Source organism: Streptomyces sp. NPDC048462 (genome assembly GCF_043200175.1).
Taxonomy (GTDB): Bacteria; Actinomycetota; Actinomycetes; order Streptomycetales; family Streptomycetaceae; genus Streptomyces.
Window position 1 is genome coordinate 97,373 of record NZ_JBICXG010000019.1, and the last position, 24,429, is coordinate 121,801.

The 24,429-nt window shown below is 71.8% G+C and carries 19 protein-coding genes and 1 pseudogene; 12 read left to right on the forward strand and 8 right to left on the reverse strand.

What is annotated here, in order from left to right; genetic code table 11:
• Positions 1 to 270 precede the first annotated feature (270 nt).
• Both ACGFU6_RS27585 and ACGFU6_RS27590 read right to left on the reverse strand, forming a co-directional pair.
• Complete coding sequence (locus ACGFU6_RS27585) at positions 271 to 741, reverse strand: PaaI family thioesterase (protein WP_393614701.1); 471 nt, start codon at positions 739 to 741, stop codon at positions 271 to 273.
• 116 nt (positions 742 to 857) lie between these two features.
• Entirely contained in the window at positions 858 to 3,131 is a 2,274-nt protein-coding gene (locus tag ACGFU6_RS27590; RefSeq protein WP_393614703.1) for an FdhF/YdeP family oxidoreductase, read from the reverse strand.
• Between the two features lie 169 nt (positions 3,132 to 3,300).
• Between ACGFU6_RS27590 and polA the strand changes: the two genes are divergently transcribed.
• Entirely contained in the window at positions 3,301 to 6,012 is a 2,712-nt protein-coding gene (polA, locus tag ACGFU6_RS27595; protein WP_393614704.1) for a DNA polymerase I, read from the forward strand.
• A 71-nt stretch (positions 6,013 to 6,083) separates the two neighbouring features.
• Here polA and ACGFU6_RS27600 read toward each other — a convergent pair whose 3' ends face one another.
• Entirely contained in the window at positions 6,084 to 6,950 is an 867-nt protein-coding gene (locus tag ACGFU6_RS27600) for a DUF4184 family protein (RefSeq protein WP_393614705.1), read from the reverse strand.
• Between the two features lie 200 nt (positions 6,951 to 7,150).
• Between ACGFU6_RS27600 and ACGFU6_RS27605 the strand changes: the two genes are divergently transcribed.
• From ACGFU6_RS27605 to ACGFU6_RS27615, 3 genes are all read left to right on the forward strand, one after another.
• Positions 7,151 to 8,923: a lytic transglycosylase domain-containing protein gene (locus tag ACGFU6_RS27605; protein WP_393614707.1), complete on the forward strand. Its 1,773-nt coding sequence runs from the start codon at positions 7,151 to 7,153 to the stop codon at positions 8,921 to 8,923.
• Between the two features lie 238 nt (positions 8,924 to 9,161).
• Entirely contained in the window at positions 9,162 to 9,299 is a 138-nt protein-coding gene (locus ACGFU6_RS27610) for an SPW_0924 family protein (RefSeq protein WP_123469382.1), read from the forward strand.
• A gap of 81 nt (positions 9,300 to 9,380) precedes the next feature.
• Entirely contained in the window at positions 9,381 to 10,388 is a 1,008-nt protein-coding gene (locus ACGFU6_RS27615) for a DUF3068 domain-containing protein (RefSeq protein WP_393614708.1), read from the forward strand.
• Here the strand turns inward: ACGFU6_RS27615 and hrpB are convergent.
• The gene (gene hrpB, locus ACGFU6_RS27620) at positions 10,375 to 12,894 is read right to left on the reverse strand and encodes an ATP-dependent helicase HrpB (RefSeq protein WP_393614710.1); all 2,520 of its coding nucleotides are present in this window, start codon (positions 12,892 to 12,894) and stop codon (positions 10,375 to 10,377) included. The two genes, ACGFU6_RS27615 and hrpB, sit on opposite strands and share 14 nt — an antisense overlap.
• Positions 12,895 to 12,943: 49 nt before the next feature.
• Complete coding sequence (locus ACGFU6_RS27625; RefSeq protein WP_393614711.1) at positions 12,944 to 13,756, reverse strand: class I SAM-dependent methyltransferase; 813 nt, start codon at positions 13,754 to 13,756, stop codon at positions 12,944 to 12,946.
• Positions 13,757 to 14,155: 399 nt separating this feature from the next.
• Between ACGFU6_RS27625 and rpsA the strand changes: the two genes are divergently transcribed.
• Positions 14,156 to 15,679, forward strand: coding sequence for a 30S ribosomal protein S1 (rpsA, locus tag ACGFU6_RS27630; protein WP_097963511.1), 1,524 nt, complete (start codon positions 14,156 to 14,158; stop codon positions 15,677 to 15,679).
• Between the two features lie 108 nt (positions 15,680 to 15,787).
• Here the strand turns inward: rpsA and ACGFU6_RS27635 are convergent, their stop codons facing one another.
• On the reverse strand, positions 15,788 to 16,738 hold the full coding sequence (locus ACGFU6_RS27635; protein WP_393614713.1) for a right-handed parallel beta-helix repeat-containing protein: 951 nt from the start codon (positions 16,736 to 16,738) through the stop codon (positions 15,788 to 15,790).
• A 333-nt stretch (positions 16,739 to 17,071) separates the two neighbouring features.
• Here ACGFU6_RS27635 and ACGFU6_RS27640 point away from each other — a divergent pair, with 333 nt between their 5' ends.
• From ACGFU6_RS27640 to ACGFU6_RS27655, 4 genes are all read left to right on the forward strand, one after another.
• Positions 17,072 to 18,595, forward strand: a complete 1,524-nt coding sequence (locus tag ACGFU6_RS27640) for a flavin monoamine oxidase family protein (protein WP_393614787.1) — start codon at positions 17,072 to 17,074, stop codon at positions 18,593 to 18,595.
• A gap of 82 nt (positions 18,596 to 18,677) precedes the next feature.
• Entirely contained in the window at positions 18,678 to 19,616 is a 939-nt protein-coding gene (locus ACGFU6_RS27645) for a PAC2 family protein (protein WP_393614714.1), read from the forward strand.
• Between the two features lie 98 nt (positions 19,617 to 19,714).
• Positions 19,715 to 20,317 (forward strand): dephospho-CoA kinase, encoded by a 603-nt coding sequence (coaE, locus tag ACGFU6_RS27650; protein ID WP_393614716.1) that lies wholly within the window; start codon positions 19,715 to 19,717, stop codon positions 20,315 to 20,317.
• 93 nt (positions 20,318 to 20,410) lie between these two features.
• Entirely contained in the window at positions 20,411 to 20,773 is a 363-nt protein-coding gene (locus ACGFU6_RS27655; protein ID WP_024492382.1) for a tetratricopeptide repeat protein, read from the forward strand.
• Here ACGFU6_RS27655 and ACGFU6_RS27660 read toward each other — a convergent pair.
• Positions 20,709 to 20,990, reverse strand: coding sequence for a DUF6343 family protein (locus tag ACGFU6_RS27660; protein ID WP_393614717.1), 282 nt, complete (start codon positions 20,988 to 20,990; stop codon positions 20,709 to 20,711). The two genes, ACGFU6_RS27655 and ACGFU6_RS27660, sit on opposite strands and share 65 nt — an antisense overlap.
• A 72-nt stretch (positions 20,991 to 21,062) precedes the next feature.
• Here ACGFU6_RS27660 and ACGFU6_RS27665 point away from each other — a divergent pair, with 72 nt between their 5' ends.
• Entirely contained in the window at positions 21,063 to 22,181 is a 1,119-nt protein-coding gene (locus tag ACGFU6_RS27665) for an ADP-ribosylglycohydrolase family protein (protein WP_393614718.1), read from the forward strand.
• Positions 22,182 to 22,337: 156 nt separating this feature from the next.
• Positions 22,338 to 22,562 (forward strand): annotated as a pseudogene (locus ACGFU6_RS27670) (SAM-dependent methyltransferase); the annotation flags it as partial.
• 61 nt (positions 22,563 to 22,623) lie between these two features.
• Here ACGFU6_RS27670 and ACGFU6_RS27675 read toward each other — a convergent pair.
• Positions 22,624 to 22,971 carry a hypothetical protein gene (locus tag ACGFU6_RS27675; protein WP_393614720.1) on the reverse strand — a complete coding sequence of 116 codons (348 nt, stop codon included), beginning with the start codon at positions 22,969 to 22,971 and terminating at the stop codon, positions 22,624 to 22,626.
• A 271-nt stretch (positions 22,972 to 23,242) separates the two neighbouring features.
• On the opposite strand from ACGFU6_RS27675, the gene ACGFU6_RS27680 reads away from it, so the two are divergent.
• Positions 23,243 to 24,298, forward strand: a complete 1,056-nt coding sequence (locus ACGFU6_RS27680; RefSeq protein WP_393614722.1) for an SPFH domain-containing protein — start codon at positions 23,243 to 23,245, stop codon at positions 24,296 to 24,298.
• Positions 24,299 to 24,429 lie beyond the last annotated feature (131 nt).

Here is a 24,429-nt window from a genome sequence, read left to right on the forward strand (position 1 = left end):
GGCCGGGTGGCCCGGGGTGTGCCGGGGAGGGTTCACATTGCGCGGATGTTACGCAGTGTTACGTCGGGGGCGGCGTGGTCGACGCGGGGTGGCGGGTGCGCGGGCGTGCGTGGCTGCTGAGTGGGCCACAGAACGGGGTCCGCGGTCAAGGGTGTTGGCTGGTGCGGGCGGGCAAGTTCGTTGTGCGGGGTGGTGGTTGTGGGGGGATATGGGGCTGCCCGGCCGGATTGCGGTCCGGCCGGGCAGCGGAGGTGCGGGGGTGTCGGGCGGTCAGACGGTCTCGTTCTTGGGCACGTCGCGCAGGAGGCAGGTGAGGCGGGCGGTGCAGACGCGCTTGTCGTGTTCGTCGGTGATGACGATCTCGTACGTGGTGGTGGTGCGGCCCCGGTGTACGGGGGTGGCGACGCCGGTGACGAGACCGCTGCGCACCCCTCGGTGATGGGTGCAGTTCAGGTCGACGCCGACGGCGACCTTGGTGGCGCCGCCGTGGAGCATGGCGCCGACGGAGCCGAGGGTCTCGGCGAGGACGGCTGAGGCGCCGCCGTGCAGGAGTCCGTAGGGCTGGGTGTTGCCCTCGACGGGCATGGTGCCGACGACGCGGCCGGCGGCGGCCTCGGTGATCCGGACACCCATGCGTTCGCCGAGGTGTCCGGCGGAGAAGAGGGCCGGCAGGTCGACGCCGAGGGCGGCGTACTCGTCGATGATCTCCTGGGGGAACTTGGGTGCGGTGTGCTCGCCCATGGGTCCGGCTCCGTCTCTCTGCGGTGATGCGCTGGCGCGTGTGGTGTCCGTTGTTCTTATCAGACGGCTGAGCGGGCGCTTAGGTTTTGTCGCCGGGATCACGCCCGGCCCGGGTGTCAGTGGACGTTCTCGAAGCGGATCACGACGGATTTGCTGGCGGGGGTGTTGCTGGTGTCGGCGGTGGAGCCGAGGGGGACCAGGACGTTGGTCTCGGGGTAGTAGGCGGCTGCGCAGCCCCGGGCGGTGGGGTAGTGGACGACGCGGAAGCCGGGGGCGCGCCGTTCGGTTCCGTCCTTCCATTCGCTGACGAGGTCCGCGTAGGCGCCGTCGGTGAGGCCGAGGGCGGTGGCGTCGTCGGGGTTGACGAGGACGACGCGGCGGCCGCCCTTGATGCCTCGGTAGCGGTCGTCGAGGCCGTAGATGGTGGTGTTGTACTGGTCGTGGGAGCGCAGCGTCTGCAACAGCAGGCGCCCTTCGGGGAGTTCGGGGAACTCGACGGGGGCCGCGGTGAAGTTGGCCCGGCCGGTGGCGGTGGGGAAGCGGCGGGAGTCGCGGGGGCCGTGCGGTAGGGCGAACCCGCCGGGGTGGGCGACGCGTTGGTTGAAGTTGTCGAAGCCGGGGACGATGCGGGAGATGCGGTCGCGGATCGTGCCGTAGTCCTTCTCGAACTCCTCCCACGGTGTGGCCGAGGCGGGTCCGAGTACGGCGCGGGCGAGGCGGGCGACGATGGCGGGCTCGGAGAGCAGGTGGGGGCTCGCGGGGGTGAGGTTGCCGCGGGAGGCGTGGACCATGCTCATGGAGTCCTCGACGGTGACGAACTGCTTGCCGCCGGCCTGGACGTCCTTGTCGGTGCGGCCCAGGGTGGGCAGGATCAGGGCGCGGGTGCCGGTGACGGCGTGGGAGCGGTTGACCTTGGTGGAGACGTGGACGGTGAGGCGGGCCCGGCGCATGGCGGCCTCGGTGACGTCGGTGTCGGGGGTGGCGGCGACGAAGTTGCCGCCCATGGCGAAGAAGACCTTGGCGTCGCCGTCGCGCAGGGCCTGGATGGAGCGGACCACGTCGTAGCCGTGGTGGCGCGGTGAGGTGATGCCGAACTCCTTGTCGAGGGCGTCGAGGAATTCGGGTGCGGGCCGTTCGAAGATGCCCATGGTGCGGTCGCCCTGGACGTTGGAGTGGCCCCGGACGGGGCAGACGCCGGCGCCGGTGCGGCCGATGTTGCCGCGCAGGAGAAGGAAGTTGACGACTTCGCGGATGGTCGGCACGGAGTGCTTGTGCTGGGTGAGGCCCATGGCCCAGCACACGATGGTGCGCTTGGAGGCGAGGACCATCGTCAGGGCCTCTTCGATGGCGGCGCGCTCCAGGCCGGTGGCGGCGAGGGTCTCGTCCCAGTCGGCCTCGGCGGCTGCTTCGGTGAACGCCTCGTAGCCGTGGGTGTGTTCCGCGACGAAGGCCTCGTCGACGGCGCCCTCGGTCTGCAGGATCAGCTTGTTGAGGAGTCGGAAGAGGGCCTGGTCGCCACCGATGCGGATCTGGAGGAACAGGTCGTTGAGGGCGGCGCCCTTGATCATGCCGAGCGGGGTCTGCGGGTTCTTGAAGCGCTCCATCCCCGCCTCGGGCAGCGGGTTCACCGAGATGATCTTCGCGCCGGCGGACTTGGCCTTCTCCAGGGCGGAGAGCATCCGGGGGTGGTTGGTGCCGGGGTTCTGTCCGGCGACGATGATCAGGTCGGCGTGGTGCAGGTCCTCCAGGGACACCGAGCCCTTGCCGACGCCGATGGTCTCCGTAAGCGCCGAGCCGGAGGACTCGTGGCACATGTTGGAGCAGTCGGGCAGGTTGTTGGTGCCGAATTCGCGGGCGAACAGCTGGAGGAGGAAAGCTGCCTCGTTGCTGGTGCGCCCGGAGGTGTAGAAGAGGGCCTCGTCGGGGGAGCCGAGCGCGCCGAGCTCCTCGGCGATGATGGCGAAGGCGCGCTCCCAGGTCACGGCCTCGTACCGGTCGGCCCCCTCGGGCAGGTACACGGGCTGCGTGATGCGTCCCTGCTGGCCGAGCCAGTAGCCGCTGCGGGTGGCGAGGTCGGAGACGGGGTGGGCGGCGAAGAAGTCCGGGGTGACGCGGCGCAGCGTCGCCTCCTCCGCGACGGCCTTCGCGCCGTTCTCGCAGAATTCGGCGGTGTGCCGTTTGTCGCCCTCGGGCCAGGCGCAGCCGGGGCAGTCGAAGCCGTTCTTCTGGTTGACCTTGAGGAGGGTCTGCGCGGTGCGGCGCACCCCCATCTGCTGCTGGGCGATGCGCAGGCTGTGGGCGACGGCGGGCAGCCCGGCGGCGGCGTGCTTGGCCGGTTCGACCTGCGGCGCGTCCTGGACCGGATCACCTGCGGGCGGCTTGGTGGCCATCGACATTCCCCTTTGAGCCGGCTGCGGACCGGGTGGGGCCCGCTGTGCGTGTTTCCTTCTCACCCGATCCTGGCACGCGGCGCGCCGCGGCGGCCCGCCGAGCGGTCCGGGGGCGGCCGCGGACTGCGGCCGGTCCGGATTGTCAGTGGTACGTGGCAGGATCGGGGGCGTGGCTGAGACGGCATCGAAGAAGACGGCAGACAACCGACCGCGCCTGCTCCTGATGGACGGGCACTCCCTGGCGTACCGGGCGTTCTTTGCGCTGCCTGCGGAGAATTTCACGACCGGGGCGGGGCAGCCGACGAACGCGGTGTACGGCTTCGCGTCGATGCTGGCGAACACGTTGCGTGACGAGGCGCCGACGCATTTCGCCGTGGCGTTCGACGTGTCCCGCAAGACCTGGCGCTCGGAGGAGTTCCCCGAGTACAAGGCGAACCGGTCGAAGACCCCGGACGAGTTCAAGGGCCAGGTCGAGCTGATCGGGGAGCTGCTCGACGCGATGCACGCCGACCGTTTCGCGATCGACGGTTTCGAGGCGGACGACGTGATCGCCACGCTGGCCACCCAGGCCGAGGCGGCCGGGTTCGAGGTGCTGATCGTCACCGGTGACCGGGATTCCTTCCAGCTGATCACGGACAACGTGACGGTGCTGTACCCGACCAAGGGCGTCTCCGAGCTGACCCGCTTCACCCCGGCGAAGGTCGAGGAGAAGTACGGGCTCACCCCGCAGCAGTACCCGGATTTCGCGGCGCTGCGCGGTGACCCGTCGGACAACCTTCCGGGCATCCCCGGGGTCGGCGAGAAGACGGCCGCGAAGTGGATCAACCAGTTCGGTTCGTTCGACGAGCTGGTGGAGCGGGCCGAGGAGGTCAAGGGCAAGGCCGGGCAGAATTTCCGCGACCACCTGGACGCGGTGCGGCTGAACCGGCGGCTGACCGAGATGGTCCGTGACGTGGCGCTGCCGAAGACCCCCGTCGACCTGGAGCGCGCCCCGTACGACCGCACCGCGGTCACCGGAGTGCTCGATGTGCTGGAGATCCGCAACCCGAGCCTGCGCGAGCGGCTGCTGGCCGTGGACCCGGGCAAGACGGAGGACGAGGCCCCGGCGCCGGCCGCGGGCATCGAGCTGGACGGCACGGTGCTGGGCGCGGGCGAGGTCGCCCCGTGGCTGGCCGAGCACGGCGGGCAGCCGCTCGGCGTCTCCACGGCCGACACCTGGGCGCTCGGCAGCGGCACGGTCACCGAGATCGCGCTCGCCGCGGCCGGCGGGGCCGCCGCCTGGTTCGACCCCGCACAGCTCGACGAGGCCGACGAGCAGGCGTTCGCGGCCTGGATCTCGGACGCCGCCCGGCCGAAGGTCATGCACAACGCGAAGAGCGCCATGCGGGTCTTCCCGGAGCACGGCTGGCGGATCGAGGGCGTCTCGATGGACACCGCGCTCGCCGCGTACCTGGTCAAGCCCGGCCGGCGCTCCTTCGCGCTGGACGCCCTGGCGGTGGAGTACCTGGGGCGGGAGCTGGCCCCGGCGGCCGCCTCGGACGGGCAGCTCGCCTTCGGCGCGGACGACCGGGCGGAGGCCGACGCGCTGATGGCGCAGGCCCGCGCGGTCCTGGACCTCGGGGACGCGTTCACCACCCGGCTGAAGGAGGTCGGCGCCGCCGGGCTGCTCCACGACATGGAGCTGCCGACGTCCATCCTGCTGGCCCGCCTGGAGCGGCACGGCATCGCGGCGGACCGCTCCCATCTGGAGGGCATGGAGCAGCAGTTCGCGGGCGCCGTGCAGCAGGCGGTGAAGGAGGCGCACGCGGCGGTCGGCCGGGAGTTCAACCTCGGCTCGCCCAAGCAGCTCCAGGAAGTGCTGTTCGGCGAGCTGGGTCTGCCGAAGACGAAGAAGACGAAGACCGGTTTCACCACGGACGCCGACGCGCTGGCGTGGCTGGCCGCACAGACGGAGCACGAGCTGCCCGTCATCATGCTGCGCCACCGCGAGCAGGCGAAGCTCCGGGTGACGGTCGAGGGCCTGGTCAAGACGATCGCGGCGGACGGCCGCATCCACACCACGTTCAACCAGACGGTGGCGGCGACCGGCCGGCTCTCCTCGACCGACCCCAACCTGCAGAACATCCCCGTCCGTACGGACGAGGGCCGGGCGATCCGCCGGGGCTTCGTCGTCGGCGAGGGCTTCGAGACGCTGATGACGGCGGACTACAGCCAGATCGAACTGCGGGTGATGGCCCACCTCTCCGAGGACGCGGGCCTGATCGAGGCGTTCACCTCCGGTGAGGACCTGCACACCACGGTCGCCTCACAGGTCTTCGGCGTCGGGAAGACGGCCGTCGACCCGGAGATGCGGCGCAAGATCAAGGCCATGAGCTACGGGCTGGCCTACGGTCTCTCCGCGTTCGGCCTCTCCCAGCAGCTGAACATCGAGGCGGGCGAGGCCCGGGGCCTGATGGACACCTACTTCGAGCGGTTCGGCGGGGTCCGTGACTATCTGCACCGGGTGGTCGAGGAGGCCCGCGCCACCGGTTACACGGAGACGGTCTTCGGCCGTCGCCGCTACCTGCCGGACCTGAACAGCGACAACCGCCAGCGCAGGGAGACGGCCGAGCGGATGGCGCTCAACGCCCCGATCCAGGGCACGGCGGCGGACATCGTGAAGGTCGCGATGCTCCAGGTCGACCGGGCGCTCACCGAGGCGGAACTGACGTCCCGGATGCTCCTCCAGGTGCATGACGAAATCGTGCTGGAGATCGCCGCGGGCGAGCGGAAGCGGGTGGAGAGCATCCTGCGCCACGAGATGTCGACCGCGGTGCAGCTGCGCGCCCCGCTCGACGTGTCGGTCGGCGTCGGCACGGACTGGGAGTCCGCGGCGCACTGACAGCCGGGGCCGCCGGGGCACCCCGGACCGCGGGGCACGCGCGGTCCCCGGCTCCCCGGCGGGTGCCGCCCTCAGCTGTCGGACGGGCTCGTGCTGCGGGCCCGTTCCGCGGCGGGCAGCGGCGGCGCGCCGGGTCCGCCGCGGAACGGGAGCCGCATCCACACCCCGTACAGCACCAGCCCCACCGCGAGTCCGGCGCCCGCGCCGAAGCACGCGGTCGGGATGATGTCGAGCGGGGTGTCGATGTGCCCGAAGTACGCGTACCAGCGCGCGCACCGGTGAGCGGTGCCCAGCAGCACGCACAGCCCGATGACGCCGCCCGCGTACCACCGCGCCCGCCGCTCCAGCACCGGAACGGACGCGGGCGCCGGGCGCGCGCCGGTGCGCCGCAGCGCGGAGAGCGTGAACCAGGCGAGCACCGTCAGCGCCAGGGCCGAAGTGCCGTACTGCACCAGCTGGAACACCGGGTATCCGCCCACGTCACGGCTGAGCACCGGCACCAGCCGCACCCCCCACCGGTCGTGGTGGGTGAACGCGTCCCAGACGACATGCGTACCGGCCCCGATGACCGCCGACGCCACGAACCACGCACCGTCCCTGACCCCCCAACGCCCCGGGGCGCGACGGGCTCCCCGTACCAGCGCGTACACCCGCCCCTGACGCTTCCGGGGCAGCAGCGCCACCAGTGGTTCACGCAGCAGCAGCCACAGTCCGACGGCCGCCGCCGTGATCAGGACGTCCACCGTGAACACGCCCCACACCGCGTGCGTGACCTCCCCGAACTCCATGGCGCCCGGAACGGCGGTGTCCGCGTAGTACGTGAGGTCGGGGGCGAACGAACCGGCGACGAGGGCCGAGGCGACGAGCGGCCCGCGCCCCGTTCCGTCGCGGTGGAGCCCCGGCAGCACGGCTGCGGCATGGCTGAGGGTGAACGGCATGGTGGAAGTATGCGGTGAGCAGCCGTCACCAGCCGCCGTCACCGGGTCGCCGCCTCCTGTACACGTTGTGGCCCGGAACGTGAGAAACCGGTGAGAAGCGGTAAGGCCACTGTGTTCGGGCGGCACAAGTTGCCGTAGGGTCGCCTGAGTCCAGGCGCAGGGGAGCGCGGACAGCCGACGACGGGGAGGGCCCACACGTTATGGCAGTGCAATTCGGTCGCCGACTGCGCAGAGGGGCGACCACCACTGCTGTGGCCGCCGCCGCCGTCGCGGCGCTCTCCGCATCGCAGGGCCCCGGTTCGCCCCTGATCGCGTCCGAGGACGACCAGCCCGCCGCCGGTGCGACGCCCTCGGACGACAACGCGGCCTCCGGCAACTCGCCCTACTTCACGGACCTCCCGCCGCTGAACACGCCGGACAAGCCCGGCACTTCCGTCGATCTGCCGGTGACCGGCAGCGCGGAATCGGGCATACCGGCCTCGATCCTGGCAGCGTACAAGAAGACCCAGCAGACCGTGGCGGGCACGGACGCCGCCTGCCGGCTGCCGTGGCAGCTCCTCGCGGCGATCGGCAAGGTCGAGTCCGGCCAGGCCCGAGGCGGCCGCGTCGACGCGCAGGGCACCACGCTCTCCCCGATCCTCGGCCCGGTCCTCAACGGCCAGGGCTTCGCCCTGATCAAGGACACCGACAACGGTGCCTACGACGGGGACTCGACGCACGACCGCGCGGTCGGCCCGATGCAGTTCATCCCGTCCACCTGGGAGACCTGGGGCCAGGACGGCAACGGCGACGGCCGCAAGGACCCCAACAACATCCACGACGCGGCCCTGGCCGCCGGACGCTACCTCTGCGCCGGCTCCGGCGACCTGTCGCTCGCCGCGGACCTGGACCGGGCGGTCCTGAGCTACAACCACTCGGACGAGTACCTGCGCACCGTCCGCTCCTGGTTCGAGTACTACAAGCGCGGCACCCACGAGGTCCCGGACGGCAGCGGCGTCCTGCCCGCCGGCCTCGGCAGCGGCAACGACACCGGCCGGGACCCGGCCCCCGGCCGCACCGGCACCACGCCCTCACCCGATCCGTCGCCCACGCCGCACGGTTCGGCGACCCCGAAGCCCCCCTCGAAGCCGAGCCCCGGCCCGTCGGACCCCGGCGGTCCGGCCGACAAGCCGTCGTACCCGCCGACGCCCGACCCCACGCCGTCCCAGGTCCTCGCCGGTGTGCGGAACGCGGGCACCGGCGCGCTGACCGCCACGGCGGGCGACGCGTTCGCCGAGCGGATCAAGGTGCGGGCGCGCAACGGCCTCGGCGGCCCGCTCGCCAAGGTGTCCGTGACCTTCGCCGTCACCGGTGACACCGATGCCGCGTTCGCCGGCGGTAAGCGCACCGTCATCCTCACCACCGGCGCCGACGGCACGGTCACCGCGCCGGTGCTGAAGGCGGGCGAGAAGACGGGCGAGTTCGCCGTGCGGGCGACGGCCACCGGCACCTCGCTGCCCGCCGTGAGCTACCCCGCGACGGTCACCGCCAGGCAGGCCGACACGATCGCCAGGACCGGCACCGAGAAGCTGACCGCCGAGACCGGCGCCATCTTCGACGACATCGCGTTCGAGGCGCTGTACAAGAAGGCGGCCGCCGACGGTGTCGCCGTCACCGCCACGATGATCACCGACGACGAGAAGCCGGTCGAGAACGGCAAGGGCCCCTACTTCGAGGGGAAGGACGGCAAGCAGGTCCGCACCCTGACGGAGCTGAGCACCGACGCCGACGGGAAGCTCGTCCTCGCCAAGATCCACGCCGGTGACACCGCGGGCACGTACAGGCTGCGCCTCACCGCCGAGGGCGGCGCCACCGTCGTCATCGAGCTGACGGTCGAAGCGGCGACCGATGCCGGGACCGGGACCGATGCCGGAACCGGCACCGGGGCAGGCACCGAGACGGGCAGTGAGACAGGCACCGGGGCCGGCGCCTGACCGGACGTCCGCAACCGCAACAGCCCCCGCGCCGGGACCCGGCGCGGGGGCTGTTCGCCGTCGTGCGGGTGTCAGGCGCTCAGCGGTCTTGCCGGGACCTGCCCCGAGGGAGACACCGCGGGGACCGGCCTTCTCTCCTTCCGGTCGCGGGGTACGCCGGTGTTCTCATCTCGCGCCCGGGTTGCTACGGTGCCCCAGCCCTGACGCCCCATCAGTTCCGCGCCCCGGGAGGCCGAGCTTGCGTGCCCTAGTCGCCGCCGCCATCGGACTGGCCGCCGCCCTCGCCCTCGTGCTCACCATCAGCGCGGTGGGCGCACCACCCGGCGAGACCTCGCCCAAACCCCTGCTGACCACCGTCCCGGGCCCCAAGAACTAGCCGTCCGTACGGAGTCCGCACCGCACCACGCCCGCCCGCACAACGCCGTCCGCACCACGGAATGCAGAGGGAGGACACCCCATGCGCCGCCGAGCCAGCCTCGTACTCCTGGCCTTCGCCGTCTTCTTCGCCGCGCTGTCGCCGCTGCTGCGCTGGTACGCCTTCCCCCGGCTGGCGAAGATCCCGCCGAACCAGTACCAGGAGACGGTGCTCGAGGCGAAGCCCGCGACCCTGCTCGACTACAGCACCCTCACGGCCAAGAAGGTCGACAAGATCACCATCGTGCAGACGCTCAAGGGCGACGTGGAGGCGTCCGAGAAGATCGAGCGCAGCGCCGGCCGTGACGTCGTCGTCTGGGACGCGCTCTCCTACGTCCAGGGCCCGGACGGCAAGATGGTGTCCAAGATCCCCGAGCGCTACATTTTCGACGCGCACAGCCAGGCCCCGGTGCACGCCACCGGCGAGATGGTCGACGGCGACCGGGTCAGCCGCGAGGGCATCGAGTTCAAGTGGCCCTTCCTCACCGAGAAGCGCGACTACGAGTACTTCGACGCCCAGACCCGCACCAGCTCGCCCATCCACTACAAGGGCACCCAGAACTTCCGGGGCATGGAGGTCTACTACTTCGAGCAGACCATCCCGTGGACCAAGGTCCCGATGCCGAAGACGATGCCCATCAAGGGCATCACCCCGGAGCAGATCGCCAAGACCGGGATGACCCGCTGGTACACCACCAAGCGGATGTTCTGGGTCGACCCCGTCACCGGGGCGCCGGTCAACGGCGAGGAGATCCACAAGGAGGAGATGCGGAACGCGAAGGCGATGGGCATGCCCAAGGACACCGTCACCGTGTTCGCCGGGCACGTGAAGATGCGCGAGGACTACATCGCCTCGATCGTCGACCAGGTCAAGTCCCAGCGGGTGCTGGTCCTGCTGCTGACCTCGTACCTGCCCTGGGGCTTCCTCTTCCTCGGTGCCGCGCTCCTGGCCCTCTCGCTCTGGCTGGAGGCCCGCTCCCGGCGGCCGGGCACACCGAGGCCGCACGCCGCACCGGAACCCGTCCCCGACCCGGAACCTACTCCCGCTTGAGCCGGGCCTTCGTGAACCGGGTCGCCTCGACCGTCGTCGGGTCCTCGGGCCACGGATGCTTCGGGTACCGGCCACGCAGCTCCGCGCGCACCGCCCTGTAGCCCTCCCGCCAGAACGAGGCCAGGTCGGCCGTCACCGCGGCCGGGCGCCCGGCCGGGGAGAGCAGGTGCACCAGGACCGGCACCCCGGCCACCCGCGGGGTCTCCTGGAGCCCGAACAGCTCCTGGAGCTTCACCGCGAGCACCGGCTGCGCCCCGCCGTACTCCACCCTGATCCGCGAACCGCTCGGCACCTCGATCCGCTCCGGCGCCAGCTCGTCCAGCCGGGCCGCCTCGCCGGTCGCCCACGGCAGCAGCCGGCGCAGCGCCTGCCCGGCGTCGATCCCGGCCAGCGCCGAGCGGCGCCGGGCCCGCGACAGCTCGGGCTCCAGCCACTCCTGGGTACGGTCCAGCAGCGCCTCGTCCGACACGTCCGGCCAGGGCTCGCCCAGCTCCCGGTGCAGGAAGGCCAGCCGCTCGCGCAGCGCGCCGGTGTCCCGGGTCCAGCGCAGCAGGCCGAGCCCCTCCCGCCGCAGCCCCTCCACCAGGGCCTCGCGGACCAGGGCGGGATCGGGCTGCTTCAGCGGGCGCGCCGACAGCTCGACGGCGCCGAGGCGTTCCACCCGGCGGGCCACCACGTCGTGGCCGTCCCAGCGGACCTCCTCGCCCGCGAACCGCAGGTGTCCGGCGGCCAGGCGTGCCGTGTCCTCGTCGATGACGGCGGCGAGCCGGACCCGCGCCGACGCGGCGTGCGACGGACGGTCGGCGACCGCGACGGCCAGCCAGGCGGCGCTGCGCAGCCGTGAGCCGTCCCGCAGCTCCGCGCCCGTGCCGGACGCCATCAGGAACGCCCCCTCGCCGCGGGCCCGCGCCACCCGCTCCGGGAACGCGAGGGCCGCCACCAGACCGACGGCGGCATCGTCAGGACCCGGCCCGCCACCGGCACCGTCCTCCCCGCCCTTCACGTCCTTCAGTGAGGACGACAGCCGCCGTACCTCCTGGCGCCAGCGGGCCGCGTAGGCGTCCTTGCCCTGGCGCGCGGTGCGCAACGCGGCCGCCAGGTCGTCCCCGTACTCCCGGGGCGGTTCCTCGCTCAGCAGCGCCACCGCCTCCGCGGCCCGGCGCCCGCCGACCGAGGCCGCGCCGTCCAGCAGGGCCCTGGCCAGCCGGGGATGCAGCCCGAGCCGGGACATCCGTACGCCGCGCGCGCTCACCCGGCCGTCGGCGTCCACCGCGCCGATCGCCGTCAGCACCTCGTGGGCCGCGCCCATCGCACCGGCCGGCGGTGCGTCGAGCAGGGCGAGTCCCGTCGCGTCCGGATCGCCCCAGCAGGCCGCCTGGAGGGCGAACGCCGCGAGGTCGGCCACCTTGATCTCGGGGGAGGGGAAGCGGGCGAGCCGCCCGTCCTCCGCCTGCTCCCAGCAGCGGTACACCGCCCCGGGCGCCTCGCGGCCGGCCCGGCCCGCCCGCTGCCGGCCCGCCGCCTGCGAGGCCCGTACCGTCGTCAGGGCGCTCAGGCCCCGGGCGTGATCGGTGCGCGGCTCCCTGGCCAGCCCCGAGTCGACGACGGTCCGCACCCCGGGTACGGTCAGCGACGACTCCGCGACCGAGGTCGCGAGCACCACCCGGCGCCCCTCGGACGAACCGGCCAGCACCGCGTCCTGCACCGCCGCCGGGGCCCGCCCGTGCACCTGGAGCACCTCGGCCGCGACGCCGGACAGCTGCCCCGCCACCCGGCTGATCTCGCCGACCCCGGGCAGGAAGCACAGCACGTCGCCGTCCCGCTCGGCCAGCGCCCGCCGCACCACCGAGGCGACATGGCTCAGCAGCGCCGGGTCCACGCGCATCCCGTGCGGCGGCCGCACCGGCCGGGCCGGCGGCGCCCACACCACCTCCACCGGATGGGACACCCCCTGTGCCTCGACCACCGGGGCGTCCCCGAGCAGCCGGGCCCAGCCCTGCGCGTCCGTCGTCGCGGAGGCGGCGACCAGTCGCAGATCGGGCCGGATCGCCTCCCGTACGTCCAGCAGGAACGCGGCCACGGTGTCCGCGTCCAGATGGCGTTCGTGGCACTCGTCGATGATCACCACGTCGGTGCCGGACAGTTCCTGGTCGCGCTGGAGCCGCTGGAGCAGCACCCCGGTGGTGACCACCTCCACCACGGTGCGCGGGCCCGTCACCCGCTCGCCGCGCACGGTGAAGCCGACCCGCTCGCCGGGCCGCTCACCGAGCAGCCAGGCCATCCGCCGTGCCGCGGCGCGGGCCGCGATCCGCCGGGGTTCGGCCACCACGACCCGGCGCACCGGCCCGTCGCCGGTCAGTCCGGCCAGGACCAGCGGGACGAGGGTGGTCTTGCCGGTGCCGGGGGGTGCGCACAGCACGGCCGTGCCCCGGTCGTCGAGGGCCCGCCGCAGCGCGGGCACGGCGGTGCGGACGGGCAGCTGGTCCAGGGCGTCGGTGCGGATCACGTGCCCAGTCTCGTACGGCCCGCCGCCGCGCCCCGCACCGGCCGGTGGCTCAGTCGCGCTCGCAGACGAAGATCGCGGTCCCGGGGATCAGGCTGCCGCGCAGCGGCGACCAGCCGCCCCACTCCTGGCTGTTCCAGACCGGCCACTCCGGTTCGACCAGGTCGACCAGGCGGAAGCCGCCCGCCACCACGTCCCGCACCCGGTCACCGACGGTCCGGTGGTGCTCGACGTAGACGGCCTCGCCGCGCTCGTCCTGCTCGACATAGGGGGTGCGGTCGAAGTAGGAGGCGGCGACGGAAAGGCCCTCGGGCCCCGGCTCGTCCGGGAACGCCCAGCGGACCGGATGCGTGACCGAGAAGACCCAGCGGCCGCCGGGCCGCAGCACCCGGTGCACCTCGCGGAACACCTGCACCGGGTCGGCGACGAACGGCACCGCGCCGTAGGCGGAGCAGGCCAGGTCGAAGCTGCCGTCGCGGAAGGGCAGCACCCCGGCGTCCGCCTCGACCAGGGGGACACCGTCGCCGATCCGCAGCGCGTGCTGGAGCTGGCGGTGCGAGAGGTCCAGGGCGACCGGGCGGGCGCCCTGGGCGGCCAGCCAGCGGGAGCACTGGGCCGCGCCCGCCCCGATCTCCAGGACGTCCAGACCCGCCAGGTCGTCCAGGGGGCCCAGGAGTCCGGCCTCCATCTCGTCGAGGCCTTCCGGGCCCCAGACGAACCTGTCATCGCCCAGGAACGTCCCGTGCTCGTTCTGGTAGTCGTCGGCGTTGCTGTTCCACCAGCCGCGGCTGGCCCTGCTGCTCTCGGCCTCGCCGGCGCTGCGGCGCGTCACCTCGGGTTCGGTCCGGTCGGTCTCTTGGCTCATCGTGCCCGTCGCTGTAGTTTGCCTTCACCCCGTCGTACGCGGTACGTACCAAGGGGGGATCTGGGTGGGGGCAACCCGTGTGTCCCGGCCACCATCGGGGCCGATGTGGCCTCGGTGAACACGAGTTGTGCCGGGTATGGGGCCTTCCGCCCCTGGTGTGCGCCTTCGCGCATTGACCCTGCCCTGCTGCCCCCGTATGCTACAAGTTGCGCTGCGAGCCTGCGCGCCTCAGACCTAGCAGGCCGCGCTCGCATCTGTTGTATGTCCCCTCGGTTTACGAGGCGCCTCCCGCTCGCGGGATTCGGCGCTTCCCAGGCTGTCCGGCTTCTGCAGAGGCGATACGGGCTCACGGCGTAGCAGTAACTTCGACTCACTGTCCGTACCGGAGCCCTTTCCCACATGACGAGCAGCACCGAGACCACCGCCACCACTCCGCAGGTTGCGGTCAACGACATCGGCGACGCGGACGCGTTCCTCGCGGCCATCGACGAGACGATCAAGTACTTCAACGACGGCGACATCGTCGATGGTGTCATCGTCAAGGTTGACCGCGACGAGGTCCTCCTCGACATCGGTTACAAGACCGAAGGTGTCATCCCGAGCCGCGAGCTCTCGATCAAGCACGACGTCGACCCCAACGAGGTCGTCAAGGTCGGCGACGAGATCGAGGCCCTGGTTCTCCAGAAGGAGGACAAGGAAGGCCGCCTGATCCTCTCGAAGAAGCGCGCTCAGTACGAGCGTGCCTGGGGCACCATCGAGAAGATCAAGGAAGAAGACGGCATCGTCACCGGTACCGTCATCGAGGTCGTCAAGGGTGGTCTCATCCTCGACATCGGCCTCCGGGGCTTCCTGCCGGCGTCCCTCGTCGAGATGCGCCGCGTCCGCGACCTCCAGCCGTACGTGGGCAAGGAGCTCGAGGCCAAGATCATCGAGCTGGACAAGAACCGCAACAACGTGGTCCTGTCCCGCCGTGCCTGGCTCGAGCAGACCCAGTCCGAGGTTCGCCAGACGTTCCTCACGACCCTCCAGAAGGGTCAGGTCCGCTCCGGCGTCGTCTCCTCGATCGTCAACTTCGGTGCCTTCGTGGACCTGGGTGGCGTCGACGGTCTCGTGCACGTCTCCGAGCTGTCCTGGAAGCACATCGACCACCCCTCCGAGGTTGTCGAGGTCGGCCAGGAAGTCACCGTCGAGGTTCTCGACGTGGACATGGACCGCGAGCGTGTCTCCCTGTCGCTCAAGGCGACGCAGGAAGACCCGTGGCAGCAGTTCGCCCGGACGCACCAGATCGGGCAGGTTGTTCCCGGTAAGGTCACCAAGCTCGTTCCGTTCGGTGCGTTCGTGCGCGTCGACGAGGGCATCGAGGGCCTGGTCCACATCTCCGAGCTGGCCGAGCGCCACGTGGAGATCCCGGAGCAGGTCGTCCAGGTCAACGACGAGATCTTCGTCAAGGTCATCGACATCGACCTCGAGCGTCGTCGCATCAGCCTCTCGCTGAAGCAGGCCAACGAGTCCTTCGGTGGCGACCCGGCCTCGGTCGAGTTCGACCCGACGCTGTACGGCATGGCCGCGTCGTACGACGACCAGGGCAACTACATCTACCCCGAGGGCTTCGACCCCGAGACCAACGACTGGCTCGAGGGCTTCGAGGCTCAGCGCGAGGTCTGGGAGACCCAGTACGCCGAGGCGCAGACGCGCTTCGAGCAGCACCAGGCCCAGGTCATCAAGTCCCGCGAGGCCGACGAGGCCGCTGCTGCCGAGGGCGCTGCCGCCCCGGCCGGCGCGGCTCCGGCTGCCTCCGGCGGCAGCGGTGGTGGCGGCGGCGGCGGTTCGTACTCCTCGGAGTCCGCGGACAACTCCGGCGCCCTGGCGTCGGACGAGGCCCTGGCTGCCCTGCGCGAGAAGCTGGCGGGCGGCCAGAGCTGACGCTCTGACCCTCCGGCCGGTCATCGGCTGCAGTAGATGAAAGTGAGGCCCGCTCCCCTCGGGGGGCGGGCCTCACTCATGTCCGCGACGGATTCGCGGGGAGCCGGTCTACGGGGTGACGGGAATGTTGGTCAGGCCCCTGCCACCGGTCACGGTGTTGCTGCCGTAGACAGTGGTGGCACAACTCCCGCTGTTGTTGGTGACGTTGATCGCGAGCTGCTTGTCGCCCGTCGAGCCGGACAGGTCCGAGGTGTTGTTCCGGAAGACGGCCCCGCAGCCCCAGCCGCTCTGCTGGGTGTGTGTCTCGTAGCCGTTGTTGGTCGTACGGGAGCCATGGTTGCCCTCGACCAGCACGTCGTTGCCCTTCACGTCGACCCAGGAGTCGTCGTAGTTGGCACCGGTCAGCCCGCTGCCGTCGAAGGTGTTGCCGGTGATCCGCGCACCCGTGGTGCCCTCCTTGATGTCGACGTTCTCGCCGCCGACGTCCGGACCGATCGTGTTGTCCGCGATCTGGACCCGGTCGCTCCGGTCGGAGAGGTCGCCCGCCGTGCCCACGTAGACGCCCTCGCCCATGCCCCGGCCGTCGTGCCCGGTGTCGTAGATCCGGGAGTTCCTGATGACGCCGTCGCTGGAGGACTTGCGGAAGTGGACGCCCTCCATGTCCAGGTCGTGCACGGTCACCGAGTCGATGACGACGCCGTTGGCGCCGTCGGTCACGATGCCCTTCTGGCCGCCGGAGACCGTCACACCCTTCACGGTCCAGTACGAGGCACCGTTGAGGTGCAGCCCGTAGCCGCCGCCGGCCGTGAGGACCGCCCCGGCGGAACCGGTCAGGGTGATCCGCGCGGAGGCGGTGCCGGGAACGGTCGCCTTGAAGTTGCCGGCGTACGTGCCGTCCGCGAGCCGGATCGTGTCGCCGGGGCCCGCCGCGGTGAGGGCCGACTTGAGCTGGGCCGAGGTGCTCACCTCGATGACCGTCGCGGCTCCGGCGGTGGCGGCCGAGGCGAGGATCAGGCCGCCGGTGGCGAGAGCGGTGGAGAGCAGCGTGCGGGTGCGCATGGGGGTGCCTTCCCGTCAGGAGTTCAGGGTTCTCGTACATGAATGTGGGGCGAGTTTCTGAACGTACTGCCCAGTGACGGTAGGGACGGCGGGATGTCGTGTCAAGGTCTGGACCATTGCCGAGGCTGCTGTGGTCGGGGTGAACAGAGAGAAACGTGCGGGATACACGAGTAACTGACGGCGCGTAACACGGCCTTGCCAGGATCCCGGCAACCCCAGGATCCGGACAGGAGCCGCTCCATGACCCAGACTTCGCACCACTCCTCGGTGACATCCGGCGACAGCCGCCGCACCTTTCTGCGCAACGTAGGGATCACCGGCGGTGCGGGCGCCATGTTCGCCACCATGGGGGCACTCGGCCTCGCCCCCACCGCCCAGGCCGCAGGCCGTGAGCCCGCCTTCCGGGCCCCCAGTGAGGGGGACTTCTCGCTGACCGGCAGGGCCGCGGCCAAGGTGGTCGTCGTGGGCGGCGGCATCGCCGGCCTCACCACCGCCTACGAGCTGGGCAAGGCGGGCTACGACGTGACGGTCCTGGAGGCCCGCGGCCGCACGGGTGGCCGGAACTTCACCGTGCGCGGCGGGGACTCCACCACCGACATCCACGGCAGCCGGCAGACGGCCCGGTTCAGCGACGGCCAGTACATGAACTGCGGGCCCGGCCGGATCCCTCAGTGGATGGTCACCCTCGACTACTGCCGCGAACTCGGTGTACCCATTGAGATGTTCACCAACGTGAACGCCAATGCCTATATCTACAACGAGAAAGCAGGCATGAAGGCCCCGGTGCGCTACCGCACCGCCAAGGCCGACGTGTACGGCTACGTCGCCGAACTCCTCTCCAAGGCCACCGACAAGGGGGCGCTCGACCGGCAGATCACCGCCGACGACCAGGAACGGCTCATGGAGTTCCTGAAGGACTTCGGGGACCTCGGCGACACACTCGACTACACCGGCAGCCCCCGGCGCGGCTACCGGGTCGACCCCGCCGCCGCCGGGACCCCGGGCGAGCAGCTGGGCTCCGTGCCCTCCGCGTCGGAGGTCTTCGCCAGCGGCGTCGGGCGCTACTTCGCCTTCGAGTTCGAGTACGACCAGGCGATGCTGATGTTCCAGCCGGTCGGCGGCATGGACCGGATACCCGCCGCGCTCACCCGGGCGATCGGGGAGCGCAGGATACGTACCGGCGCGGCCGTCACGAAGATCACCGACACCGCGCACGGCGTCACCGTCGCCTACACCCGGTCCGGGCGGACCCGCAGCATTCAGGCGGACTACTGTGTGGCCGCGCTGCCGCCCAACATCCTTGCCAGGACCGCCCACAACCTGGGCCCGGCCGTGCAGGGCGCCCTGGAGGCCTGCAAGCCGTCATCGGCCGGAAAGATCGGTCTGGAGTACCGCAGCCGCTGGTGGGAGAGCGACCACCGGATCTACGGCGGCATCACGGAGACGGACCTGGACCTCTCCCACATCTGGTACCCCTCCTACGGCCACCAGGGCAGGCGGGGCACCATCATCGGGTACTACAACACCGGCGCCAACGCCGACGCGTACGGCGCCCTCACCCCGGCCGAGCGGGAGGCGCGTGCCGTCGCCCAGGGCGTGAAGATCCACGGCGACAAGTACCGGACGGAACTCGCCACGTCGTTCTCCCACCACTGGCGGCAGACCCCGTACCTGGAGGCCTCCTGGCACTCGCTGTCCGGGGGCCCCGACGCCCCGGTCTTCGCACCGCTCAACCGGGCCGCCGGACGGGTCTACTTCGCGGGCGACTACCTGAGCTACGCGGACGCCTGGCAGCACGGCGCGTTCACCTCGGCACGGAAGGCGGTCACCGCACTGCACGCGCGGGTACTTGGGTAAACACCATGTGAAGGGGCACGGGAGGGAATGACCGTGCCCCTCGGGGCGTTCTTCTTCAGGAACACAAGGAGGAGCGGTAACCGTGGCTGATCCGCAGAGTTTGTACGAATGGGACCCGAAGGGCCTGGCCGTCGTCGACATGGCACTGGCCCAGGAGTCGGCCGGCCTGGTCATGCTCTACCACTTCGAGGGGTACATCGACGCGGGTGAGACCGGTGAGCAGATCGTCGACGGCCTGCTCGAATCGCTGCCGCACCAGGTGGTGGCCCGCTTCGACCACGACCGCCTCGTCGACTACCGCGCACGGCGTCCCCTGCTGACCTTCCGGCGTGACCGCTGGACGTCGTACGAGACCCCGACGCTGGACGTCCGGGTGGTCCAGGACGCCACCGGGGCACCGTTCCTGCTGCTGTCCGGGCCGGAGCCCGACGTGGAGTGGGAGCGGTTCGCCGCCGCCGTCGAGCAGATCGTCGAACGGCTCGGCGTTCGCCTCGCGGTCAACTTCCACGGCATCCCGATGGGCGTCCCGCACACCCGCCCGGTCGGCATCACCCCGCACGGCAACCGCACCGACCTCATGCCCGGTCACCGCAGCCCGTTCGACGAGGCGCAGGTGCCCGGCTCCGCCGAGGCGCTCGTCGAGTACCGGCTGATGGAGGCCGGACACGACGTACTCGGTGTCGCCACCCACGTACCGCACTACGTCGCCCGCTCCGCCTACCCCGACGCCGCGCTCACCGCGCTGGAGTCGATCACGGCCGCGACCGGACTCGTCCTGCCGGCCATCGCCCACGCCCTGCGCACCGAGGCGCACCGTACCCAGACGGAGATCGACCGGCAGATCGGGCAGGGTGACGAGGAGCTCGTCTCGCTGGTCGAGGGCCTTGAGCACCAGTACGACGCGGTGGCGGGTTCCGAGACCCGGGGCAATCTGGTCGCCGAGCCGGTGGACCTGCCGTCCGCCGACGAGATCGGCCTCGAATTCGAACGGTTCCTGGCCGAACGGGAAGGCGACAGCTGACCCCGGGCGAAGCGGCCGCCCCGCGTCCACCCGCCGCTCCACCGCGGCGACGCGGGGCGGCCGCTCCCGTCCCGGGGGCGTGGCACTAGGCTGCCGCCATGCTGAAAGTGGGCCTGACCGGTGGAATCGGCGCCGGCAAGAGCGAAGTGTCCGCGCTGCTCGTCGGCCTCGGAGCCGTCCTCGTCGACGCCGACCGGATCGCGCGCGAGGTCGTCGAACCCGGCACCCCCGGGCTCGCCGCCGTCGTCGAGGCGTTCGGCACCGGCATCCTGGCCCCGGACGGCACGCTCGACCGGCCGAAGCTCGGCGCGGTCGTCTTCTCCGACGCCGAACGGCTGGCCGCCCTCAACGCGATCGTCCACCCGCTGGTCGGCGCCCGCTCGGCCGAGCTGGAACGGGCCGCGCGCCCCGGCTCCGTGGTCGTCCACGACGTACCCCTCCTCACCGAGAACGGCCTCGCCCCCCTCTACGACCTGGTCGTCGTCGTCGACGCCGGTCCCGCGACCCAGCTCGACCGGCTCGTGCGGCTGCGCGGGATGACGGAGGCGGACGCCCGCGCCCGGATGGCCGCGCAGGCCACCCGAGAGGAGCGGCTGGCGGTCGCCGACCTGGTCATCGACAACGACGGACCGGTCGAGGCCCTGGCCCCGCAGGTGCGTGAGGTCTGGTCGGAGCTGGTGCGCAGGGCCGACGCGGTCTGAGGCAGCAGCCGCCGTGTTCCGACCCGGACCGCGCCGGAATACCGCACCCCGGAGCGACGTTCACACCGAGGTGGCCGAGGGAAGGATGGGACTGTGCCCGAGAGGAACCCGGAAACCCACGTCATAGACTTCCGCGCGGCCGAGCAACTGCTCGCGGCGCGGGATCCCCGGGGCGCCGTGAAGCTGCTCGACTCGGTGATCGCCTCGCACCCGGAGAACACCGCCGCCCGGCTGCTGCGCGCCCGCGCCTTCTTCGCGGCCGCCCAACTGCGCCCCGCCGAGCTCGAATTCGAACTCGTACTGGAACGCGAACCGGACAACGCCTTCGCGCACTTCGCACTGGCCCGCACCTTCGAGCGGGCCGGCCATCCGGAACGGGCGACCCGCCACTTCAGGCTCGCGGCGGCTCTCGACCCCAACCCGGAGTACCTGAGGGCCGCTCGCTTCGACGGTTGATGCGGTGGACGATCACCCCCAGATCCACCACGACCAGGACGAGCAGCACACCGCAGGCGGCGGCCCACCCCGGGCGGCCCGTCAGCGTGAACGCCGTCAGGCCGAAGACGGCCCAGGCCAGGCCCCATAGACTCAGCCAGAGCCGCAGTCGCAGAGAACTGCGCGCAGTCGTCGGTTCACTACCGGTACGCATGGCCATCGCCTCTCCTACCAGCATGGACCCGCGGCGGCGGACGCGGCGGATCCGAGCCACGAGAGTGGACCGACGAGAGATGGCGGGGTGCCGGCGATGAGCGGTGCGGCATGGGGAAACGGTTCCGTCCGAAGGGCCCGGGTCAGGGGCTGCCTGCTCGGCGGCGCGATAGGGGACGCCCTGGGCAATCCGGTGGAGTTCCTGTCGCTCGCGGGTATCCGGCGGGCACACGGTGAGCAGGGCGTGCGCGGTCTGACGGCCGACGAGGACGGGGTGACCGGACGCGTCACGGACGACACCCAGATGACGCTCTTCACCGCGGAAGGGCTGATCAGAGCCCACTCCCGGGCCGTGTCCAAGGGCATCGGCGGCGCCGAGACCGCCGTCATCAGGCACGCCTACCTGCGCTGGCTCGACACCCAGAACCACCCCGCGCCCCCCGCCCGGGGCGGGGACGACCTGGTCCGTACCGGCTGGCTCAGGGAGCAGTCCTGGCTCTACGCACGACGGGCCCCCGGCAACGCCTGCCTGACCGGGCTCGCGGCCGGGCACACCCCCGACCCGAGGGCCCCGCTCGGCGGGCCCGGCCCGGTCAACACCGGCTCCAAGGGCTGCGGCACGGTGATGCGCTCCGCACCCTTCGGGCTGACCGGAGGACCTGCCGACGAGGCCTTCGGACTGGCCGCCCGCTGTGCCCGGATCACCCACGGCCACCCCACCGGCGCCTACGCGGCCGGCGCGCTCGCGGCGATCGTCGCCCACCTGCTGGAGGGCGACTCCCTGCCCGGAGCCGTACTGCGCGCCATGGAACTGCTGGCCCGCCACCCCGGCCACGAGGAGACGGCCGCCGCGCTCCGGTCGGCCTTCGAACTGGCGGGCCGGGGCGCACCGAGCGCGGAGAAGGCGGAGTCGCTCGGCGCGGGCTGGGTGGCCGAGGAGGCCCTCGCCATCGCCGTGTACTGCGCGCTGGTGCTGCCGCGCGCCGACCAGGTGGGCGAGGCCCTGCTGCTCTCGGTCAACCACTCGGGCGACAGCGACTCCACCGGCGCCGTCTGCGGCAACCTGCTCGGCGCCCACCACGGCGACGCACACCTCCCGCCGTCCTGGCTGGTGCACACCGAGGGGCGGGCGGTGATCGCCGAGGTGGCCGACGACCTGTCCCTGGAGTTCGAGCACGCGGTGGACTGGCCGGCTGGCCGCTATCCGGGGTGCTGAGGTGAGCCGGGCCGCGCGTCAGCCGGTCGGGAGCCTGGCGCGCAGGGTCTCCACGGTCGCCGCGTCGAGCTTCAGTCCCTCGCGTACGTAGCCGTCGAAGTCGCCGACCAGGTGGTCGGCCTCGTCGAACGCGGCGCGCAGCCGGCTCAGTTCGACGACCCGTCCGGGTACACGGTCCGGATCGTCTCCTCGGAGCCGGTCGGCGACGGGGTGCGTTCGGTGCGCGCCGAGTACGATTTCGGCGACGCGCGACGGACGCAGACGTTCCGGGCCCGGCCGTTGTCGAAGGAGCAGTTCGAGCGCCATCTCGGGACGGCCGGGCTCCGGGTGGACCGGTATCTCACCGACGACGGGATGTGGGTGCGGGCCGTGCCCGGATAGGCGTGGATCCGCTCCCGCCGCCCGCTGGTGACCCGGCCCCCGGTTCGGGTGCCCGGCCGGGTCAGTGAACCGTGCTGAAGCTGCGCCAGGGCAGCGAGCTGGGCGCCCTCTGGTCGGTGACCCTGGTGGCCACGTAGGTCGTGCCGGGGCCGGTGCAGTCCCGGGTGCGGTACAGGATGATGTCGATCAGGGTGCCGTTCTGCACTTCCTTGGCGCCTGCGGGGGCCAGCCGGTGGCAGCCCTTCACCGAGGGGCTGTTCACCATGATCACGGCCTCCCGCTCGGTCGTGTAGGTGACCGGACCGACCGCGGTACGGCCGAGGCCCGAACAGCCCGCGACGGTGAGGGTCAGCAGGGCGGCCCCGGCCGCGGTGCCGAGGCGGCGGCGTCGGTTGTCGATCACGGGCATGGGCAGGTCCTCGTCTGTCTCGTCCGGCTCATCCGTACGCGCTCCGTCACGCGGCCCGTGTGTGCCACGGGGTACGTGCTGACGCTGGTCACCTTGCCCGCTCCCCGCCCGCCCGGCATCCGGGACACGGCCGGGCGGGCTACCGGCACGCGGAATGTACGGAATGTACGGACAGAGGTTCGACTGCTGTCGGAACAGGGCATACCGTGGTAATAGCGTCATACCAGGCGCAGAGTGAGTGTTCGGTGTTTCCGGCTGGCAGGGGGCCGTCATGGTCCAGGTGCTCTTGACCGCTTTGGTTGTGCTGGTCCTGGCGGGTGTCGCCTACACGGCGGCCGCCGCCCGGGTCGTCAAGCAGTACGAGCGGGGTGTGGTGCTCAGATTCGGCAGGCTCCGGGACGATGTGCGAGGCCCCGGTTTCACCATGGTGCTCCCCGGCGCGGAACGGCTGCGCAAGGTCAACATGCAGATCGTGACGATGCCGGTGCCGGCCCAGGACGGGATCACCCGGGACAACGTCACGGTCCGGGTCGACGCCGTCATCTACTTCAAGGTGGTCGACGCCGCGAGCGCCGTCGTCGAGGTGGAGGACTACCGCTTCGCCGTCTCGCAGATGGCACAGACGTCGTTGCGTTCGATCATCGGCAAGAGCGATCTGGATGATCTGCTGTCCAACCGGGAGAAGCTGAACCAGGGCCTGGAGCTGATGATCGACAGCCCGGCGGTCGGCTGGGGTGTGCAGATCGACCGCGTGGAGATCAAGGACGTCTCGCTGCCGGAGACGATGAAACGCTCCATGGCGCGGCAGGCCGAGGCGGACCGTGAGAGGCGCGCCCGGGTCATCAACGCGGATGCCGAACTCCAGGCTTCGAAGAAGTTGTCCCAGGCCGCAGCCGAGATGTCCTCCCAGCCCGCGGCACTGCAGCTGAGGCTGCTCCAGACCGTGGTGGCGGTGGCCGCGGAGAAGAACTCCACCCTGGTGCTGCCGTTCCCGGTGGAGCTGCTCCGCTTCCTGGAGCGGGCCCAGCAGCCGACACCGCAGCAGCCCGTGGACGCCGCACCGCAGGTGCCGAAGGCCCCGGCAGGCACGGCGCCGCCCGTCGAGCCGGTGGGGTCGGCGGAGGCGGCAGAGGCCGCGGAGCCGGTGGAGGCCGTGGCGTCCGGGGGCGGCGGGGAGCCTGCGCCCTCGTCCGCGCCTGCGGCCACGCCGGTGTCGCCCGGACCGGCGCGGACGGCCCCCGCACCCAAGCAGACCCCGGCCGCGGCGCGGCCCGGGCCCCGGCCCCGTCCCGCTCCCACCGGTCCGAAGCCGCTCGCGAGGCACTGACGACACCGCCCCCGGCCCGGCCCCCCCCCCCCCCCCGCCCGCGCGGGGGGGGGGGGGCCCCCCTCGCCGGCGAGCTCACACACACACCAACCGCCCCCTCCCACGACAGAGAGCCGCCCGCCGCGGGCCGC